25 protein-coding genes (1 of these 25 running past the window's edge) are annotated in these 18,170 nt (G+C 39.9%); 16 read left to right on the forward strand and 9 right to left on the reverse strand.

Annotated features, from left to right (window positions below; genetic code table 11):
* From DYY65_RS13135 to ahbA, 5 genes are all read left to right on the forward strand, one after another.
* Positions 1-7 carry the end of a chlorite dismutase family protein gene (locus DYY65_RS13135; protein WP_441338305.1) on the forward strand. It extends 305 nt beyond the left edge of the window, so 7 of the gene's 312 nt are visible here — the last part of the coding sequence; its start codon lies off the left edge, out of view; the stop codon is at positions 5-7.
* 47 nt (positions 8-54) lie between these two features.
* Positions 55-225, forward strand: a complete 171-nt coding sequence (locus DYY65_RS12685) for a chlorite dismutase family protein (protein WP_370519268.1) — start codon at positions 55-57, stop codon at positions 223-225.
* A 5-nt stretch (positions 226-230) separates the two neighbouring features.
* Positions 231-911, forward strand: a complete 681-nt coding sequence (locus DYY65_RS01760; RefSeq protein ID WP_162476277.1) for a DUF1802 family protein — start codon at positions 231-233, stop codon at positions 909-911.
* The gene (locus DYY65_RS01765) at positions 912-1,931 is read left to right on the forward strand and encodes an aldo/keto reductase (protein ID WP_162476278.1); all 1,020 of its coding nucleotides are present in this window, start codon (positions 912-914) and stop codon (positions 1,929-1,931) included.
* 146 nt (positions 1,932-2,077) lie between these two features.
* The gene (ahbA, locus tag DYY65_RS01770; protein WP_370519269.1) at positions 2,078-3,061 is read left to right on the forward strand and encodes a siroheme decarboxylase subunit alpha; all 984 of its coding nucleotides are present in this window, start codon (positions 2,078-2,080) and stop codon (positions 3,059-3,061) included.
* Between the two features lie 100 nt (positions 3,062-3,161).
* Here ahbA and DYY65_RS01775 read toward each other — a convergent pair whose 3' ends face one another.
* Complete coding sequence (locus DYY65_RS01775; RefSeq protein WP_162476280.1) at positions 3,162-3,635, reverse strand: hypothetical protein; 474 nt, start codon at positions 3,633-3,635, stop codon at positions 3,162-3,164.
* A 193-nt stretch (positions 3,636-3,828) separates the two neighbouring features.
* Complete coding sequence (locus DYY65_RS01780; protein WP_162476281.1) at positions 3,829-4,290, reverse strand: GNAT family N-acetyltransferase; 462 nt, start codon at positions 4,288-4,290, stop codon at positions 3,829-3,831.
* 238 nt (positions 4,291-4,528) lie between these two features.
* On the opposite strand from DYY65_RS01780, the gene DYY65_RS01785 reads away from it, so the two are divergent.
* Positions 4,529-4,912, forward strand: coding sequence for a 50S ribosomal protein L44e (locus tag DYY65_RS01785; protein ID WP_236561601.1), 384 nt, complete (start codon positions 4,529-4,531; stop codon positions 4,910-4,912).
* 31 nt (positions 4,913-4,943) lie between these two features.
* A complete protein-coding gene (locus tag DYY65_RS01790; protein ID WP_236561602.1) occupies positions 4,944-5,123 on the forward strand; it encodes a 30S ribosomal protein S27e in 180 nt (59 codons plus the stop codon).
* Here DYY65_RS01790 and DYY65_RS01795 read toward each other — a convergent pair.
* From DYY65_RS01795 to DYY65_RS01815, 5 genes are read right to left on the reverse strand one after another with little or no spacing between them, the layout of a single operon-like run.
* Positions 5,092-5,751, reverse strand: a complete 660-nt coding sequence (locus DYY65_RS01795; RefSeq protein WP_162476283.1) for an NTP transferase domain-containing protein — start codon at positions 5,749-5,751, stop codon at positions 5,092-5,094. The genes DYY65_RS01790 and DYY65_RS01795 overlap by 32 nt on opposite strands.
* A 12-nt stretch (positions 5,752-5,763) precedes the next feature.
* Entirely contained in the window at positions 5,764-6,519 is a 756-nt protein-coding gene (gene cobS, locus DYY65_RS01800) for an adenosylcobinamide-GDP ribazoletransferase (protein ID WP_162476284.1), read from the reverse strand.
* Positions 6,509-7,495, reverse strand: a complete 987-nt coding sequence (locus tag DYY65_RS01805) for a cobalamin biosynthesis protein (RefSeq protein WP_162476285.1) — start codon at positions 7,493-7,495, stop codon at positions 6,509-6,511. The genes cobS and DYY65_RS01805 overlap by 11 nt, the downstream gene beginning before the upstream one ends.
* A complete protein-coding gene (locus tag DYY65_RS01810) occupies positions 7,492-8,352 on the reverse strand; it encodes a cobyric acid synthase (RefSeq protein ID WP_236561603.1) in 861 nt (286 codons plus the stop codon). The genes DYY65_RS01805 and DYY65_RS01810 overlap by 4 nt, the downstream gene beginning before the upstream one ends.
* The gene (locus DYY65_RS01815) at positions 8,349-9,413 is read right to left on the reverse strand and encodes a pyridoxal phosphate-dependent aminotransferase (RefSeq protein WP_162476286.1); all 1,065 of its coding nucleotides are present in this window, start codon (positions 9,411-9,413) and stop codon (positions 8,349-8,351) included. Before DYY65_RS01815 ends, DYY65_RS01810 begins: the two co-directional genes overlap by 4 nt.
* A gap of 144 nt (positions 9,414-9,557) precedes the next feature.
* Between DYY65_RS01815 and asd the strand changes: the two genes are divergently transcribed.
* From asd to DYY65_RS01830, 3 genes are all read left to right on the forward strand, one after another.
* Positions 9,558-10,634: an aspartate-semialdehyde dehydrogenase gene (gene asd / locus DYY65_RS01820; protein WP_162476287.1), complete on the forward strand. Its 1,077-nt coding sequence runs from the start codon at positions 9,558-9,560 to the stop codon at positions 10,632-10,634.
* A gap of 84 nt (positions 10,635-10,718) precedes the next feature.
* Positions 10,719-11,183, forward strand: coding sequence for an Lrp/AsnC family transcriptional regulator (locus DYY65_RS01825; protein ID WP_162476288.1), 465 nt, complete (start codon positions 10,719-10,721; stop codon positions 11,181-11,183).
* Positions 11,184-11,429: 246 nt separating this feature from the next.
* Positions 11,430-12,323 (forward strand): heme o synthase, encoded by an 894-nt coding sequence (locus tag DYY65_RS01830; RefSeq protein ID WP_236561604.1) that lies wholly within the window; start codon positions 11,430-11,432, stop codon positions 12,321-12,323.
* Between the two features lie 100 nt (positions 12,324-12,423).
* Here DYY65_RS01830 and DYY65_RS01835 read toward each other — a convergent pair whose 3' ends face one another.
* Positions 12,424-13,140, reverse strand: coding sequence for a ribosome biogenesis protein (locus DYY65_RS01835; protein WP_162476289.1), 717 nt, complete (start codon positions 13,138-13,140; stop codon positions 12,424-12,426).
* 255 nt (positions 13,141-13,395) lie between these two features.
* Positions 13,396-13,872 (reverse strand): hypothetical protein, encoded by a 477-nt coding sequence (locus DYY65_RS01840; protein WP_162476290.1) that lies wholly within the window; start codon positions 13,870-13,872, stop codon positions 13,396-13,398.
* Positions 13,873-14,079: 207 nt separating this feature from the next.
* On the opposite strand from DYY65_RS01840, the gene DYY65_RS01845 reads away from it, so the two are divergent.
* The 6 genes from DYY65_RS01845 (at position 14,080) to ribE (ending at position 18,127) form a co-directional block, all read left to right on the forward strand.
* A complete protein-coding gene (locus DYY65_RS01845) occupies positions 14,080-14,409 on the forward strand; it encodes a ribonuclease P protein component 4 (protein WP_162476291.1) in 330 nt (109 codons plus the stop codon).
* A 32-nt stretch (positions 14,410-14,441) separates the two neighbouring features.
* Complete coding sequence (locus DYY65_RS01850; RefSeq protein WP_162476292.1) at positions 14,442-14,894, forward strand: 30S ribosomal protein S19e; 453 nt, start codon at positions 14,442-14,444, stop codon at positions 14,892-14,894.
* Positions 14,895-14,917: 23 nt separating this feature from the next.
* On the forward strand, positions 14,918-15,208 hold the full coding sequence (locus DYY65_RS01855; RefSeq protein WP_162476293.1) for a DNA-binding protein: 291 nt from the start codon (positions 14,918-14,920) through the stop codon (positions 15,206-15,208).
* A gap of 145 nt (positions 15,209-15,353) precedes the next feature.
* On the forward strand, positions 15,354-16,403 hold the full coding sequence (locus DYY65_RS01860) for a zinc-binding dehydrogenase (protein ID WP_162476294.1): 1,050 nt from the start codon (positions 15,354-15,356) through the stop codon (positions 16,401-16,403).
* A gap of 25 nt (positions 16,404-16,428) precedes the next feature.
* Positions 16,429-17,337 (forward strand): HpcH/HpaI aldolase/citrate lyase family protein, encoded by a 909-nt coding sequence (locus tag DYY65_RS01865; protein WP_236561605.1) that lies wholly within the window; start codon positions 16,429-16,431, stop codon positions 17,335-17,337.
* Between the two features lie 118 nt (positions 17,338-17,455).
* The gene (gene ribE, locus DYY65_RS01870) at positions 17,456-18,127 is read left to right on the forward strand and encodes a riboflavin synthase (RefSeq protein WP_236561606.1); all 672 of its coding nucleotides are present in this window, start codon (positions 17,456-17,458) and stop codon (positions 18,125-18,127) included.
* Positions 18,128-18,170: the final 43 nt, after the last annotated feature.

Here is an 18,170-nt window from a genome sequence, read left to right on the forward strand (position 1 = left end):
TGCGTAGGGAGGAAATTTCCCAAGGTTAGATTAAACACTTCTTATTCTTTTGGCATCAACGATCAAGATTTTATGTTAGCTTTTGAAGTAGATGATTTGATAATTTTTCAAGATCTGATAGTTCAGCTGCGTGAAACCAGGCTGAGCAAATATGTAATTAAGGACACACCCATGATAGTCGGTGTCCACAAGGATGCTGAGGACATAATTAGGAGCGTAGGATAATAAAAATGTCTTTTTCTATCAAAAGGCAAGCAGCGGACTCCTCTGAGATCTTAGAAGCCGCAACATCCAAAGCCCTAGCACTCAAAGAATGGGCAGTGGTGTGTAAGGCGTTAGAGAAAGGGCGGCAAACAATTCTGCTCCGTAAAGGGGGGATTATGGAATATCGACAGGGGTTCGAGGTGAAGCATAATGACTTTTTTCTTTATCCGACTTTTGAGCATCAGTCCAAAGAATATCTTCAAAATGACTATTTAGATGAGCTCGATAATATACCAATAAACAGACCGGTGAATAATAGAAGTACTATAACAGCTTATGCCAAAGCCGTGGAGGTTAGAGAGACAAATGATGAAAGGGTGTTACAGCAGTTGAGAAAATTTCACATTTGGAATGATCATTATGTCAGCATTAGATTAAACTATAACCCCAAAAGACCAATGAGTGTGATACTTTTACGGGTTTATAAATTGAGTAAGCCGCTTGAAATCGAGAACAGGCCTGAATTCGCGGGGTGCAAGTCATGGATACCCATTCCGCTATCCAATTCCGAATGTGAACCGTCATCAACCGATAAGATGCAACACACTCCCGGTCGATTGAACTCGGTAATAGGACCCATCCAGCCAGTATTAGATGATTCAGACTTCAGTGAAATTGTAACAAACATTCGGCAGGTGCTTGACTAAATGAAATATCGAAGATTAGGCAAAAGCGGAATCAAAGTAAGTGAAATTGGATTTGGGACTTGGACCATAGCTTTAGATTGGTGGACGACTGGAAATAAAAAGATTGACGATGAATATGCAATCAAGATGCTGAAACGCGCTTACGATCTCGGAATTAATTTCTTTGAAATGGCTGATATGTATGGAAGCGGCAAAAGTGAAAAGTTGGTCGCCCAAGCATTCAAGGAGATGCACAACGCAGGTAGCGCCCACGATAAAGATGAAATCATATATTCTACAAAATGGGGTTACGACATGTACAGTAACAGACAAATTGGCCATAGCGAAATACCGCAGAAACATAACGATCCTCAATATCTCGAATTTGCGTTAGAACAGAGCTTGCAAAGGCTACAAACAGACTACATCGATGTATATAGTCAACACAATCCCAAGATGGAGGCAGTTGAAAATGACCGACTTTTCGCAACCCTAGACAATTTAGTAAAAAATGGTAAAATTAGAAGCCACGGTGTGGCTTTGGGTCCGGCAATCGGATGGAAGGACGAAGGCATATCTGCAATGAAGCACAGAAACATTACATGCCTGCAAACCGTATATAACGTTCTAGAACAGGATCCTGGGAGAATTTTTTTTGAATTCGCGAAAAAGAATCAAGTAGGTATTCTAGTTAGGGTCCCTGACGCTTCCGGTGTCTTGACTGGCAAGGTAAATGAGAAAACAGTTTTTGACAAGAATGATCATAGGAGTACTAGGAAGAAAGAATGGATTGCCGAAGCGTTGCAAAAGGTAGAAAAAATCCGACCATTCGCTGACGCTCACAATTGGGATATGGCACAGCTTGCAATAAAATTCATTTTGTCTCAAAAAGAAGTATCAGTCGTACTCCCAACCATCTCTGATCTAGAAGAGTTGGAGAGATTCGTTGAAATGTCAGACGGAAATTATCTTGCTGAGAATGAGATATCGGAAATTAGAGAAATCTATGATAACAATTTTGGCATCCAAGCTGTCGTATGAATGCGAACTTGAGTAGTTTTAAGCTATTGTCTGCTTACCATACCGAAGTGTCCCTCCTATTCTTGCACATATAAGAGGATAGGTTTTTAATAGATGAACAAGCAAAACGACTGCTTTTGGTACCAAAGCAAACTCAGGCGCATCAAATCGATTCTATAGACAAGCAGCTTTTAAACGAAATTCAGTGGGTCTTCCCCTTGGCCGATAGACCATTCTATGAAATTTCAAAGCAGCATAATATTTCTGAAGAGGAAGTTATGAGAAGAATATCACGCTTGAGCCAGATCGGCTTAATTAGACAAATCAATGCGATTTTTGATACAAGACGACTTGGTTACAAGAGCGCTCTGGTTGCTCTTGAGGCAGAAGTTGATAAACTTAATCATGTCGCTCAAGAAATTAACAAACATCCCGGCGTTAGCCACAATTACGAGAGAAATCACGAATTTAATATGTGGTTTACCCTTGCTGTTCCCCCTGATGCCGAAATAAAATCAGAATTAGAACGATTCGCTTCGATAGATGGAGTCAAGAAATATCGAGTTCTTCCGACGCTGAAGGTCTTCAAAATAGGAGTTAGGCTAGATATGGTCAATGAAGACAACAAGAACCCAACTCCCACTGATGAGGTGAAGGCTTTGAATACGCAAAAATTTTCTCTTAGCAATCGAGATAAAGATTTTATCCGAGAGCTCCAAAAGGAGCTGAAAATTGTACAAGAACCCTTTAAGGACATGGCTATGAACTTGGGGATAACTACATCTCAACTTTTTGCAAAGGCAAAGGAGTACGAGGAACTGGGTGTAATGAGAAGATTCGCAGCAATTTTGCGTCATCGAGATGCAGGCTTCGCTGCCAATGGGATGGTAGTATGGAAGGTACCGAATTCAAAAATCGATGAGATAGGTTACAAGTTAGCTGCCTTTCCTCAAGTGAGTCATTGTTATCAAAGGCCAGTTTATTCAGACTGGCCATTCAATCTATTCAGTATGATTCATGCACGCGCTATCGAATCTGCAGAGGAAATGGCTGATCATATGTCTGATAGCATCGGTATCAAAGAATACAAAATATTGTTCAGTTTACGGGAATTCAAAAAGGAACGTGTAAAATACTTCGTGGATAACTAAACACAAGGGCCAGCTCACGAAAGTATACTAAGACCAATTTGTACACCTTAGTTGGATGTGCTCTCAATTAGGCCAAGTTAGGGATTTTTAGAGTATAACATCAAAATGGCTGTTTAACTGTCCAATCCACCAGAGAATGGAAAAATATACCAAGCGATGCTGACAACCTTGTGGTCTCCTCTATTTTTGCAAAATCTTTAGCAGTATTTTTTTTAGTGTCATCGCTACGAATCATTTTCCCATTTTCCGTCATCGCGGACGCTCGAGGTTGCACCAATGCTATAACCGGAAGACCATCTGTTCTTTTGGCCAGGGCTTTTAATTTCTTAAGCTCTAAACCTTTTAGTCTTCCAAAATTTCCGCTTGATTTTACCTGTATTAGCCATTTCTCCGATTTTCTCTGAGCAAACAAATCGGCTGGTCCTCTGCTTCCCGGCGATAGCCTAACATTCCATCCAAAAAGCGCTAACAGGATTGCAACTTCTATTTCTGCACTCCTGCCAAGCTTACTCCACGAAAGAGATGTCACTAAGGCCGCAAATTTCTGTCGCATTGCTATATTGTTTATTCTCAAAAATCGTTTACTACAGACTCAGTTCACTTAGAGTATATAGAAAAGCATATGCCTACATATATATGGAAATCGATACGGATGGATAAGTGAGCGGATGGATGGATGCATAAATCAACTTATTATCAAGAAATTACATTTTAAAGTAAATTTTGAGGGCAATGCTGATAATTCTCTCACCTTACTACGTCTCTGATCATGACAGGTCATGCCTCATTGAAAGGCCATGTTCCTTGAAGCCCACCCTCCTATAAAATTGGGCATTATTTTCTGAGCAGTCAAGAATTACTTTATAGCATTTCATTTCTGCAGCAAAAGCCAAGGCTTTGGCAACAATTGCTCGGCCGACACCCATCCCTTCATATCCGTTTTTTGTAACAACATCTTCGATATGACCAACCTTACCACCGTTGTGTATAAATTTTTGTTCGATTAACAAAGTAATAGAGCCAATAATTTCTCCGTCCGTTTTAGCCGCTACGAAAATCTTGTAGAACGGAGAAGACATTACTCGCTGAAGGACTTCCTTTGCATTTTCTTGTTCATTCTTTATCATTCCGATTTCAGCCAAATTCGACAGGGTTTCGAGAAAACCTTTTTTTAAATCTGCTTCTGATATTTCCCTGACTTCAAATTGCACATTTTTTGTCTGTTCCATGAGAATGTTTTATTTCAATTTCTGGCCAATATTTTACTTTTCGATTAGTATTTCAGCTGATTTATATCTAAATTGACAGACAGCTTCTACTGTGTTTGGTGATAGTGACCCTAGATGCACAATTAGAAGATATGGATGAATCAATCTCCATAAGTGAAGTCTAGTTTCGATCACCCAGATAAACACATTACTTGAGCGGTTCAACCTCATGGCATTTTGGAGGTTCTGCAAATTCAAAATGGTCAAACGATCATATGATGCACGGTCAATAATTGCTCTTGCAAGGTTCTACGTCATCCTTTGGACGCTTTCCTTAAATTACCCCAGAATAAAAGTCTATAGAATGAAGATGCAAAAGGAGCAGAAAAAATTCTGTTCTAAATGCAAGACCCACACGGTTCAGACAGCCTCTATATACAAAAAGGGCAAGGACAGAGCAGGTGCTCAAGGTGCGCGCAGACACGCGGAAGACAAGCGAGGATATGGAGGACAAAAATTCCCTGAACTTAAAAGAACTGCAAAGACGACAAAGAAGATTACTCTCAAATACACTTGCAAGACCTGTCACAAGCAGACGATGAAGGAAGGCATTCGCTTGCGAAAGCTCGAAATACAACCATAAAACTATGAGTTCCATGTCTAAGAGAAATATAATGATTCCAAAACCACGTAGTAATTTTGTTTCTGTCCAGTGTAATGAATGTGGGGAGAAAAGGGTTATCTTCACCTATACTACAAAAGATGTCGATTGCAAGGCTTGCGGTCATGCACTTGCAAGGAAAACAGGTGGAAAAGCGAATATTAATGCAAAGGTCCTAAATATCCTTGATTAGGGCCGCCATTATCTATGATGTGTTCTGAAAGTCCCAATTCTCTTTTCGTATTAACGTTAAATGCAATTTCGATCTCATTCATTACAACATAATGCTCTATCAAGTTAAAGCCTGCCTCAAGTTTAGAAGAATCTATGACAGAGATACCAGAGTGACAGTAAAGCGTGCGACCTAGCGAACGAACTACCACACTGGCCGTTATACCAAGCTTTTCTACAAAGGACTTTTCTAGCAATATTGATACACAAGGTCTGCTGGCAGGACATCTTGCGATTATGCATTGAACAGTTTTCGCATTTAGCAGCGGAAGATCTGCAGGAACTATGAAGGCTCTGGCTGGTTTGAAGCAAGACACTGCAGCAGAAAGATCCCGTGAAAAACCGTGTCCCGCCGTCTCCATTACTTCTATCTCAGTATAAGTGTAAGAAAGATCATGGATAAATGAAGTTGTCCTTGGCGTGTTAACACTAGTGATAGCTACTATTTTTTCAAACATACGTGAGCTCATTAGTGCATGTAGCACTCTCTCAATCAAAGTACTCTCTTTAACCTTTTGTAGCGGCTTTTCAACTCCAGTAGCATCATACATCCTGGTACCTTTACCTCCGCACATTAGAACAGATATCATAGCAATATCTCATCAAATAGTTCCAGAAGACAAAATCACTAAAGACGAAAGCCGGGCAAGTTCATTGGATGCACCCATAACATCTCCTGTAATACCTCCAAAGCTCTTTTTGGAAATATACAGAAGCACTATTCCGACCACCAAAGAGACAGTCAGGGACATAATTCCAACGTATCCCACACCTGTAATAAATAGAATAAGAATCATTATGCCTGTGGAGGCCAAGAATTTCCTTCGATCTTTCATACTCTCAGTAAAAGGAGAACTTAATCCAACCCATGCAGATGTACCAATGTGAGCTTGCAGTACCATCACATATTTCGCACTTGCTTCTGCCAGAATAATGCTAGTCAGCAGTTTAGTTGAATCATTATGGAAACTGGATAGAGTTGCTACCATCCCTGCTACATAAAGGACGATTGATACAGTTCCAGCAGATCCTACAGAGGGCTCAAGCATCGTGCGATGTTTTGCCTCTCTGCCTCCTTTTGTCATTAGCCCGTCCGCAAAATCAGCCAGTGCATCGGTGTGATTTCCCCCTGTTATCACAACTAGTACAGCAGTTGTTAGCACTCCCAAAAGAAATGAACTTACAGTGAGTGAAAGTAAGCAGGCGAGCATCCCCACTAAAGTTCCAATTATTGCACCAACCAGAGGAAAAATGTACATAAAGTCAGCAACATATTTCAGATTGAACGATTTTGAATCAATCGAGGTAGGTATTATCGTCAAAAAAGATAATACCGCTTGGATGGTCTTAAATCCCAAATAGTAATTTCCACCAACCAACAAGGTACAAAATCAATATCACAGGAACTGACAGAACAACTAGGAAAAATATAGTCGTCACCTTCATTATGAAAAGAGCCATCCAACATTTCTCGATAGATAGAGGTTCACGATTTTCACCTAGAGAATAGTAGTCAATCTTTTCAAGTTTAATTCGAAGGGCTCCAGCCATAGCTGCCATCGGGTATCCGGCATTGTAGCTTACAGTATTTTTGTGATCCTTACATAAAATTTTGATAGACTGCTTCCAATCGGCTCTTGTGATCAAGGAGGAGACTACGATCAAATAGGATGTAATTCTGGCTGGAACATAGTTAACGGCTGTGTCAAGCCAAGCTGACATCCAGCCAATATTCTTGTAGTAGTGTGTAGTATAACCTAACATCGAATCAAGAGTATTAACTATTCTGTATGCAAAAGAACCTGCTGGTCCTAATAATGAAAAAAAGAATAAGGGGCCTATTATACCGTCAACCGTGCTCTCCCCTATACATTCTATTGTAGCAGACAAAATAAACTGTCTATCAAGTCCAAGTGTATCCCTTCCCACTATCAAAGATAGGTTGCGCCGCGCAGCCACAATATCATCTGTTTGTAAGGCATTCACAATCTTTAACACATGTTTTTCCATACCTTTTATAGCAATAGTTACTTTCAATATCATGGCTCCTGCAATTGTAGCAGCTACGATACCAAAAAGATGAAGAAGTATATAGACCAGAGTTTGGGTCGAGAGCCAAGTTAACATGACGAAAACTATGGTAAATACAGCGCCCAGAAATTTTTCATATTTTAGGCCCAACTCGCTATTCTTTGATCTCTTGATAAAAAATCCAATCGTAATTCCCGACCACGACACAGGATGATATTTATTTGATGGATCCCCAAAAATTACATCTATTAAAACTCCCCCCATTAGCCCGAATACAAGCCATTCAAAGTCAGTGTTCATCATCTTCTATCTAGGCCAATGATATCCTCTACTATCTCCCTCACATGGATTTCACTCCTTATTGAATTTGCTATCGAATCAATCTCTTTGTTCCATTTTGCAGGAGGAATTTTTGGCCCCAAGTGATTATCAAGCGAATCTTCTTGGGGTAGTCGGATTTGTATCTTCGGTATTATACCGAGGATCTTTTTTCTTGTAATCCTCTCTACACGATTTACGGCTGCATTTAGGATGGTTACATCACCTCGAAATTTGTTGATCAAAAAACCTTTCACTAATTTTCGATCTCCGGGGGCAAGGAGTCGCATTGTACCAACAAGTGCTGCAAAACATCCCCCTCTTTCTATGTCAGCAACAAGAATTATTGGAGCCTTAACTCTATTGGCAAGCAGCATATTAGATATATCGTACTTTGAAATGTTAACCTCCGCGGGGGAACCGGCCCCTTCAATAACAACTACATCATTCTCCTTTCTAAGGTTCTCTAGCGCTTTAATTGCTGCAGGGAAGCCCTTTTGCAGCACGAATGTTCCATAATATTGTTTGACATTTAATTCAGAATGAAAGTATCCATTCAACATAACCCTACTTCGGTAGTTGCCTTGTGGTTTTAACAGAATAGGATTCATTTTTATGTTTGGTCTAATTCTACACGCTTTAGCTTGAATCGCTTGGGCTAGAGCTATCTCTTGGAATTTACTATTAGATTTGATGCGATGGACATCTGAAGACATATTTTGGGCCTTAAATGGCACAACTCGATATCCAAGATCTGAAAGTATCCTGCATAATCCAGTAGTTATTGTACTTTTACCTGCTCCCGATGAGGTTCCTTGGATCATCAAGATTTTCGCTTTCAATTGTCTATTGCCTCCAGTGCATTCATCAAGATCAGGTTCTCCTTGTGAGTCTTGATTGCCACTCTGATGTATTTTGAACCCAAACCAATGAAGGTGCTGCAATCTCTCACTAGAATTCCATCATTGACTAGGAGAAGATCTCTGACTTCAGTCGAAGATTTGTTCTTTGATAAACGTATCAAGAAATAATTCGCGTCAGATTTAAGAGGGGAAAAATTTTGCGTCCGCTTTTTAATGCCAATATGCATAAACTCACGTTCTTTTTCTATAATCGCCCGTGCTGAAGTTAAATGTTGTGGATTCTCAAGTGCTGTGATACCAGCTCTCTGCGCTATCCCGTTAACATTCCAAGATATTCGATACTTGCTCAGCTTCTTTGCTAGTTTAGGACAAGAAACACTATACCCAAGCCTAAGTCCCGCTAACCCAAATGACTTAGTAAGAGATCTTAAAATCACCAAATTGTCGAATTCGTTTATGTACTTAATCATCGTATGTCGATCCGATTCATTGACAAATTCTATGAAACTCTCATCTACTAGAATTTTCGTTGAACTATCTAGATGATTAATGATTTTTTTCAGTGACGTCCTATACAGTAGTCCTGTAGGATTATTCGGGTTGCATAAAAATAACGCGTCACATCCTTTGGCCTTTTCTATAAGTTGATCCGGATCAAGCCTCATTTTCTTAAGTGGTACTGCAACAATTTTAGCGCCTACACGCCTGCATGCAAGTTCGTACTCACAGAAAGTGGGGCTGGGAACTACAACTCTATTTGCTGCAAAAATTCTCGCAAAGGTATGGATTAGTTCTGTAGCACCGTTTCCTATGTTAATGCAATCGGGGTGGATTTTAAGATAATCAGACAGACTTTGTTTCAACTCATTACACTCAGGATCTGGATAAGTACAAGATAGCGAATACATATTTTCTTGAATTGTTTTTAAAACAGTCTTCGAGATTCCTAAAGGGTTTACATTTGAACTAAAGTCCACTTTTACCTTGTTTGGATGGACTGAATATATTCCTCCATGAGAGCAGCCGTTTAAGGCTATCACAATTTTTCAAATCAGGTTCAACCCTTCCATTTATTATGATTTCAGTTAGCAATAAATCTTATTGCTGAGCAGAAAAAAGTCAACTTCCAGAAACTCTAAATTTTCAGAAAACGATTATTAAGTGATTTGAAGTAACCGTCGAGTATGCTAAAAGTTGCTCTGATTGGAGCCACGGGCGCTGTTGGACAGCAATTCGTTCTCGCACTAGACAAACACCCATGGTTTGAGTTAACAAATATGGCATCGTCTGAGCGTTCTGCCGGCAAAACTTATGTCGACGCGATACGCGATCCAAAATCTGGGATTCTACGATGGCATAGTAAGGAAATTCTCCCAGAATACGTAAGCGAGATGATTCTGAGCAAAGTCGAAGATTTAAACCCAAAAAAATTCGATATTGTATTTACTGCTTTGGAGTCAGAAGATGCCCAATTAATCGAGCCCCGATTTGGGAGATCGGTGCCAGTTATAAGCACAGCTGCTGCGTTTCGATATGAAGATGACGTTCCTATCCTAATTCCTGGAATTAACGACGAACATTCGGAATTACTTGGCTTGCAGAGCAAGAAGAGAGGCTGGCAAGGCTTCATTGCGCCATTACCGAACTGCACTACAACTGGACTTGTAATCACGCTAAAACCCTTAATGGATAGGTTTGGAGTCAACAATGTCTTCATGACTTCACTCCAAGCATTATCTGGCGCAGGAAGGTCTCCTGGTGTGATTGCCTTAGATATTATGGACAATGTTATTCCATATATACCCAAAGAGGAAGAAAAGGTCCAGATTGAATCAAAGAAGATTTTGGGTCATATGAACTCCAACTCAATAACCCCAGCTGCGTTTGGAGTAAGTTGTACATGTACTCGCGTGCCAGTTCTCGACGGTCACACTGAAGCTGTATTTGTTGGAACCGATGAATACTGTGAACCAGAAGAGGTAAAGGCTGAGATGCTAAAATTTTCAAAAAACATAACAGATAAAAAATTGCCTACGTCTCCAAGAGACTTTATAATTGTTCATGACGATCCGACCAGGCCTCAACCAAGGATAGATAGAGAGGTTAATGATGGCATGACCACTGTTGTAGGCAGATTGCGAAAGGATACTGTCTTCAAAAATGGAATAAAATATGTTCTGATGTCACACAACGAGAAAATAGGTTCTGCTAAGGGCGCTGTTTTGCTAGCTGAATCTCTAAAAGAAAGAAAAATTCTCTGAGCGAGCATATTATTCTAAAAAACCCCCGCAAGTTTGAAATTAATACATTTATTAGTCGCGCTGGTCATATAAATATGAAATTATATGGCAAAGACTGATGATTTGGATCTCAGAATTCTGGGCGAGCTTGCTACAGATGCGAGCATTTCTGTACCAAAGTTATCAAAGAAAATAAACGTTAATGCCTCAGTAGTGTATAGCAGAATAAAACGGCTTATAAAAAGAGGTCTTATAAAAAAGTTCACGATAGTGGTTAATGACGAAGCATTAGGTTTTAACGTCAAAGCACTCACAGGAATTAATATGGACTCTCGAATGAGAGACAATGTATTAAACGAGCTGTTTCAAATTCCAGAAGTTCGCGAAATTGCAGAAGTGACTGGAAGATTTGACATACTTGTAACGATGACCGCGCAATCTCTCGATGAAATGCATCACTTAATTTCTGAAAAAGTGGGACGAGTCCAAGGTGTTCAAAAGACTGAAACCTTTATCGAAATGAGGAAGACTGCACGAGAATTAATATATCCTACCTCAGTTGTGAAATAGATGTATTTAGCTTCACCAAGCAAGTTGATCATTGAAAACATGGCATAGCAATATTAGCTGAACTTATCTTTGGATATACATTATTTTGTTAGATTCTCAGGTTATAACGGTTGGTATGAAAAGACAGATCCAGTCTTGGCCGCTGCTTTGCACAAGTGCATAGTTGATTGGTAAGCGGTAGAGGCTCAGGCGCAACTTAACGCTGATGTGATTGCCTTTTATAACAGGATAGTTAAAAAAATCAATATGGGTACTTTGCTCCCTCAAATGGGTGCGAGCTATAGCCTCAAGAATTACTACGAGCTGACCAAACCAAAGATTTGGTACTTACTCGTTTTTACGGCATTCGCAGGAGCGCTTACTGCCTCTCTCCTGTCCCATGTAGTCATTACCCCCACGACATGGGCATTACTAATTGCTGGTGTAGCATCTGGTTCGGCTGCAGCAGATACACTCACTGGCTACAATGACCGAGATATAGACGCAGTTATGGAAAGAACCAAGCGAAGACCTATACCCTCAGGTAGAATTTCCCCTCAGAATGCTTTGGTTTTTGGGTTGATCCTAGCTGCAATTTCCTTACTATTTGCATGGCTTATCAATGTCTGGGTTTTTGCGCTGATGTGCTTTGGTCTATTTGACAACATAATAGTCTACAGCAAATGGCTGAAAAGGACAAGCCAAAGTAATATACTCTTGGGAGGCTTTTCAGGTGCTGTACCAGCCATGATTGGTTATGTCGCTGTGACAACGCAAAATATAGAAATCGGTTTGGTGATGGCTGGCTTAGTTTTCCTGTGGATTCCGACTCATATATGGAGCCTTGCATTGCATGTGAGAGATGATTATAAAAAGGCAGGCGTGCCTATGCTACCGGTAATATCTGGAGAAAGAAAGTCAATCAGGATAATAGCGATAACAACTTTAATGATGGTATTGTTCAGCTTGCTCCCGTACTTTGACCATTTTGGTATTATATATTTGGTCACCGCTAGCATCTCGGGCATAATTATGCTTGCATTATCTTTTTGGCTTTTGCTGAAGCCTAGTAATAGAGTATCTTGGGTAGTGTTCAAAGCAACCAGTCCTTATTTGGCTGCTCTTTTCATCGGGCTCATTATGGATTCTTTATTCAGATGAAGCATTAAAGAATAGTTCCTCACTTTAAGACCGGATATTACAGATCTTGCCGAATCAGAATCTAAATACATCAGCAGACAAAACCCAACTAAACAATAATTTACTGTTCGAATAATAGTAATTTCTCACACTCATAAAGTACCCTCGCGACAACTACATGTGCTTCAAGGGGCAATTCTCCAATCGAGTACAAGATATCCAGATACTTTAGTACATTCTCAGAGAAGTGGCCCTTTGGAAAGCCTCCAATTATAATCGCACACCTATTTTCCATGGACGGATTTACGTATTTAGAAACAATTTCTTGTGCGGTACTTGCTACACCAAGGCTAGAAAAGCCAATCGACTTATGGCTTTGTATAATATTTTTTAGCAAATAGCCAAAGGATACGTCGTTGAGGAGTTCAAATAGAAGTTTATTGTCTAATTCACTCCTTATTGACCCGTCTTTGAATAGCTTCATCATCAGTCCCTCGAAACGAAAATATGATTTTGGAATCCTCAAATCGGAGCTAGTCAGGATTAGTTTATTATTGATTGTATAGAGGCAAACATCTAGCTTGTTCCTCAAGTATAGCGGCGTGGAAAACGCCTCTGCTAAAGCGAAATGAACAATATCTGGTCGACCTCGTTTCCAAGCATCCGCAAGTCTTCCTGATACCATCGCAGAATGATGATAGCTTCTATCCAATAGCATCTCAGAGGGTTTTTTTCCGATTCGTTGGGCATGTCTCACTACCGATTTATGCCCCACTATTGATTTAGGGATCGTCTCTAAAGACGCATCCGCGATTATAAGAGTTACCGGAGCTACCAAGTTAGGACGTAAGGTAGATGTAAGCACGCTATATTTGGGTCATTGAACATTATAGACGCACTGTCCAGACGCTTATAAGAAGACTATCTAATGGTTCATCTGAATTAGAACACATCCCGGATAGTGCTGGCAGCATAAGAACCTTAATCATGATGCCAAATTACTTTTCACGAGATGGTGATTCCATATTAACATTTGCAATTCTAGTTCCTACCTCAGGCAATCAAACGTGGCTCACTTCGAGTCACGAATCACTTACATGAATTGCGAAGATATTTGACTCTTCTTGGCAAGAAGCAATTTTCTGAGTTCACTAATGCAATTATTTAGTTCCCTGAGAGAAGCCTTTTTATCCTGCACATTTACTAAGATTTCTCCAGGCCCAAACTTTGCACTCCCTACCAGGATTGGGATCGGTAGGTGCAGTACATCAGAAAGAAATTCGAAGAGATTTTTGAATGTGGAGTTATTCTTATAAATATATGTTGTCTTCCCGTTACTTGATATCACATTCGCCTCTAGTGGAAATTGAAAATTCTGCTTTGAGAAATTATCAATAATGTTTAAGGCTAGCGCTTCCAATTTTTGGTTACGCTTTGCTTGTTCATTGTCTTCTTTTTGAATCTTTAATTGTGCATATTCTTTTGCCAATTCTTCCAGTTGAGCAAAGTTAGTCATCGTACTTATTACAAATAGTCTTCCAACGTAATTACAGTTTTCCTTCTGAACCATGGTAATTGTAGTAAACTTAATTCACCTATCAACATCTTAACTATTTACAAAACAAATCTTCAAAATTCAGGATTAGAACATCGTAATTATCTTGCTAAAGTATCACCGTGAATCGCCCTATGGATCTTCTTATGACCGCAATCGTCCAGGTACCTATGCCGAGGCAATTAAAAATTATTATATGCCGACATAACAGTGATGGCACTTATGCCGGGAGAAGCTGCCAAGGAACTTGCTCTAGAAAGGATCCGGATTCTCATATGCAATGCTCTCGAATCAGCACATACCAGTGAAATATTTGCCGATAAGCAAGCACAACTTGCCAAAAAAATTGCTATGCGATCACGTGTAAGAATGGATTATGATGCCCGGCAATTGTACTGTAAGAAATGCAAAAAATTCATTATCCCTGGAAAAAGTTCTAGGGTAAGAGTGGGAGGAACTAATACAAAGAGTATAAGGATTACATGTATAATGTGTGGACATACCTATAGAAAAATTCTTCAAGGCTCTAAAGCCACGAATAAGGATTTATAAGGGAACTAAGGCGTGGATATCTAGTAATTGCAATGGCTAAGGTTTATGATATACCAGCTACCGAATTGATAAACAGATTAGCCGATCAGCTTCGGAATGATAAGAAGATCCAGCCCCCACTCTGGGCTGCATATGTAAAAACCGGATCTCATGCTGAAAAAGTCCCTCAGGCAAAGGACTGGTGGTATACAAGATGTGCATCAATCTTGAGAAAAGTTTACCTTCATGGGCCAGAGGGAGTAGGTGATTTAAAGAGAGATTATGGAGGAAGAAAACGAATCGGGTATAATCTGGACCATCACAGAGATGCAGGCGGAGCTATAATTCGGAAAGCGTTGCAACAATTAGAGGCAGCAGGTTACATTTCCAAGAAAAAAGAGGGACGTATGATGACCGATGAAGGGATGAAGAAATTAGACAGATTGTCTACGGATATTCATAACGAAATAGTTAAGATCGCTCCTGAACTACAACGATACAGCTAATCAAGAGTGGGAAATTAGGATATATGTCGATACCTCAATCCCAGCAGCCAGATGATGATGAGGCTCGAAAACGCGAAGCTGAAGCAGTTGCGATGCGTCAACGTGCGCTTATGATATTGTTGGATCCATCAGCACGTCAGAGGTTAATGAATGTTAGAATGGTAAAGCCAGAACTTGCTCATGCTGTTGAAAATTACCTTTTAAATGCAGCGTCTGGAGGCAAGATTAATAGGGCATTGACAGACGAAGAACTAAAGCAAATATTGCGCAGTATCCAACAACCAAAGAGAGATTTTAAAATAAATAGGATATAAATTCCATAGTTGTGGATACTTCTTGTGGTTTCCAATACATAATTCGTAAATTCACATCTAAGGCCTGTCTTACTCTCTTTTCAAATCTATTCTATGTTGTTCGGTTTAGTTAACTATATTAAGTCTCTATATCGATTTCAGTTTTATGAAAGCGGCTGTATTCAGGGAATATGGCAAGGATCCCACACAGGTTGTAAAGATTGAAGACGTTGACATGCCTAAGCTGAAGCCAAACGAGGTTATGATTAAAGTTGAATTAGCGTCATATAATTATAATGACCTATGGGCGATATGGGGTGAGCCTGTAAAGACGCCTTTGCCACACATTTCTGGGAGCGATGTGGCTGGCATTGTAGTAGAAGTAGGCGAGGATATTACTAAATTTAAGCCCGGTGACAGAGTAGTGTCTCATTCAAATATGAGTTGCAGAGTGTGCGAAATGTGTACAGCAGGAAGGGAGTACGACTGTTCAGATAGAACAATCTGGGGATTCCAAACTGGTCCACTATGGGGAGGTTTTGCCCAATATACACATCTACCTGAAGTAAATGTTGCTAAAATCCCCGAAAATGTCTCCTTTGAATCAGCAGCTGCTATCTCGATGGTGGGGATGACCGCTTGGCATATGCTCGTGGGCAGAGCCATGATCAAACCTGCCCAAACTGTGTTGATCATGGGTGGTACAAGCGGCGTAGGAATGGCAGGGATTCAAATTGCCAAGCTCTACAATTGCACCGTGATAGCGACTGCAGGAAATAAGGAAAAGATGGAAAAGTGTATCGAAATTGGTGCCGATGACGTAGTAAATCATAGAGAATCTGATTGGTATAAAAAAGTAAGAGAAATTACTAAGAAAAAAGGAGTTGATGTTGTTTTCGAACATATTGGCAAAGCAACCTTCCCTCAAGAGGTGTCACTTTTGAAAACTGGAGGTACTCTTGTCGCGACAGGCGCGACAACTGGCTATGACTCTACTCTAGACCTAAGATACCTATTCTTTAAGGGGACAAATTTGTTAGGATCTACACAAGGAACAAAAGCTGAACTTGAAGAAGTAATTCATTGGACCAGTCGAGGCAGAATCAAACCATTGATTTCAACGGTATTACCATTTGATGAAATGGTTCAAGGCCATGTTATGATGGCTAAGGCAGAACAAATTGGAAAAATTTTGACTACACCACAGAAACTCTAATCTACATTATTTCCTTTGTTTGCTATTGTTTAGAACTATCTTATTTGTTCCCGGGATTAATCAGCGTTTTATTGATAAAGCTAAAAATCTAAGTGCTGATATAATTTGCTTCGATCTGGAAGACTCAGTTCCACAGGGAGAAAAACACATAGCAAGAAAGCTCATTAAAGAGAAGCTAAAGGAAAGGGAACATTTTAGACTCACTAACAACCTCTACGTACGGATAAATTCTCCCGATTCTGGAATCTGTTCAGAAGACATACTCTTATTGGTGCAACGAGGTCTCGACGGCATAATAGTGCCAAAGGTCAATGATGAAATTGAAATAGCCAATATCTGTTCCCATATTACGAATTTAGAGGAAAAGAAGGAGATCGAAAAAGGTCACATAAAATTAATGCCTTCCATAGAAACTGCCAAAGGGGTAGTGAATGCATATTCGATTGCTAAAGCTGATCCACGTATAAACGCCTTGGTTTTTGGGGTTTATGACTTCCTATACGATATGCGGCTTGACTATATTGACACTGATGGAAGTGGTTATATGTACGCACGCATGAAAATTCCTGTCGATGCAAGAGCAGCTGGCATTCTAGCAATAGACTCAGTATGGCAAAAGATCAACGACATCGTAGGGTTGAAAAGTGATGCCGTAACTGCCAAACGATTAGGATATTGTGGGAAAACTATAATTCATCCAAATCACATAGATCCTGTTAACGAAGTTTTTATGCCTAGCAAAATGCAGGTAGAATGGGCCACTAAAGTGGTAAAAGCATTAGAGCCAGTGATGTGCAAGGGAAAAGGCATGGGCGCAATTAAGTTAGAAGGAAAAATGCTCGACATTGTACACTACAAACACGCTAAAGCCATCTTGGACATAGCAGGTGCAGGTACGACTGTTTGTAAAGAAAATTCTGCTTTGGATATTTAGTTGAACTTAAGTTTTTGCCATGCGAAAAGTTTGACATATTTTCAATGAAAACAAACTCCCAGTACCAACAAGGAGGTCAAATCATAAAGAATAATGAGCCCCGATAAACAGTTAGCATTTGAAAACAAGGCTAGTTATTTGGTTAATAAGCTTTTGGCAATGGATAAGACAAGTTTTGTTTACTGGAATCATTGAACAAGTCGCGGAGGTCAAATCAATCTCCAAAGTCGGCAAGGCAGACAGGGCTGCTGCTATTGCCATATCGATAAGGCTTCAAAAAAAGACTATGCGGGATTTGAAAACCGGTGATAGTATAAGCATTAATGGTGTATGTTTAACGGCCCTGAAAATATCAAGAACTATTACCTTTGAATTAATAGATGAGACCGTAAATCGCACAAGTCTTGGCTTGATAAAGGTAGGTGACAAAGTAAATGTAGAAAGGAGTTTAAGGCTAAGCGACAGATTGGAAGGACATTTCTTGCTAGGCCACGTAGAAGGTGTAGGTTTGATCAAGAAGATAATAAAGTCCTTGACAGGAACTAAACTCTGGGTAAAGATCCAAAATAAAAAGCTAATGCCATGTATAGTTCCAAAAGGCTCAATAGCGGTGGATGGCGTAAGCCTTACTATAATAGAGATAGACGAGAAAAGGATGTTGTTCTCTGTGGGCCTGATTCCACATACTTTAAAGGCAACTACACTAGGATCAAAATCGGTTGGAGATAAAGTAAACATTGAAACGGACATCGTAGCCAGATATTTGGCAAAGCAACTACCAAGAAAGTAGTAATAACCAACGCTTTAGTAAACTATATAATTAATTTGAGCTG

Origin of the sequence: Nitrososphaera sp. AFS (genome assembly GCF_009898475.1) — an archaeon.
Lineage (GTDB): Archaea > Thermoproteota > Nitrososphaeria > Nitrososphaerales > Nitrososphaeraceae > Nitrosopolaris.

What these genes read in the sequence shown, in the direction of transcription:
- DYY65_RS01760 (WP_162476277.1), top strand. Translation starts at nt 231, where the DNA reads ATGTCTTTTTCTATCAAAAGGCAAGCAGCGGACTCCTCTGAGATCTTA.
- DYY65_RS01765 (WP_162476278.1), top strand. Translation starts at nt 912, where the DNA reads ATGAAATATCGAAGATTAGGCAAAAGCGGAATCAAAGTAAGTGAAATT.
- DYY65_RS01780 (WP_162476281.1), bottom strand. Translation starts at nt 4,290, where the DNA reads ATGGAACAGACAAAAAATGTGCAATTTGAAGTCAGGGAAATATCAGAA.
- DYY65_RS01785 (WP_236561601.1), top strand. Translation starts at nt 4,529, where the DNA reads ATGGTCAAACGATCATATGATGCACGGTCAATAATTGCTCTTGCAAGG.
- DYY65_RS01790 (WP_236561602.1), top strand. Translation starts at nt 4,944, where the DNA reads ATGATTCCAAAACCACGTAGTAATTTTGTTTCTGTCCAGTGTAATGAA.
- DYY65_RS01795 (WP_162476283.1), bottom strand. Translation starts at nt 5,751, where the DNA reads ATGATATCTGTTCTAATGTGCGGAGGTAAAGGTACCAGGATGTATGAT.
- DYY65_RS01805 (WP_162476285.1), bottom strand. Translation starts at nt 7,495, where the DNA reads ATGATGAACACTGACTTTGAATGGCTTGTATTCGGGCTAATGGGGGGA.
- asd (WP_162476287.1), top strand. Translation starts at nt 9,558, where the DNA reads ATGCTAAAAGTTGCTCTGATTGGAGCCACGGGCGCTGTTGGACAGCAA.
- DYY65_RS01825 (WP_162476288.1), top strand. Translation starts at nt 10,719, where the DNA reads ATGGCAAAGACTGATGATTTGGATCTCAGAATTCTGGGCGAGCTTGCT.
- DYY65_RS01830 (WP_236561604.1), top strand. Translation starts at nt 11,430, where the DNA reads ATGGGTACTTTGCTCCCTCAAATGGGTGCGAGCTATAGCCTCAAGAAT.
- DYY65_RS01840 (WP_162476290.1), bottom strand. Translation starts at nt 13,872, where the DNA reads ATGGTTCAGAAGGAAAACTGTAATTACGTTGGAAGACTATTTGTAATA.
- DYY65_RS01845 (WP_162476291.1), top strand. Translation starts at nt 14,080, where the DNA reads ATGCCGGGAGAAGCTGCCAAGGAACTTGCTCTAGAAAGGATCCGGATT.
- DYY65_RS01850 (WP_162476292.1), top strand. Translation starts at nt 14,442, where the DNA reads ATGGCTAAGGTTTATGATATACCAGCTACCGAATTGATAAACAGATTA.
- DYY65_RS01855 (WP_162476293.1), top strand. Translation starts at nt 14,918, where the DNA reads ATGTCGATACCTCAATCCCAGCAGCCAGATGATGATGAGGCTCGAAAA.
- DYY65_RS01860 (WP_162476294.1), top strand. Translation starts at nt 15,354, where the DNA reads ATGAAAGCGGCTGTATTCAGGGAATATGGCAAGGATCCCACACAGGTT.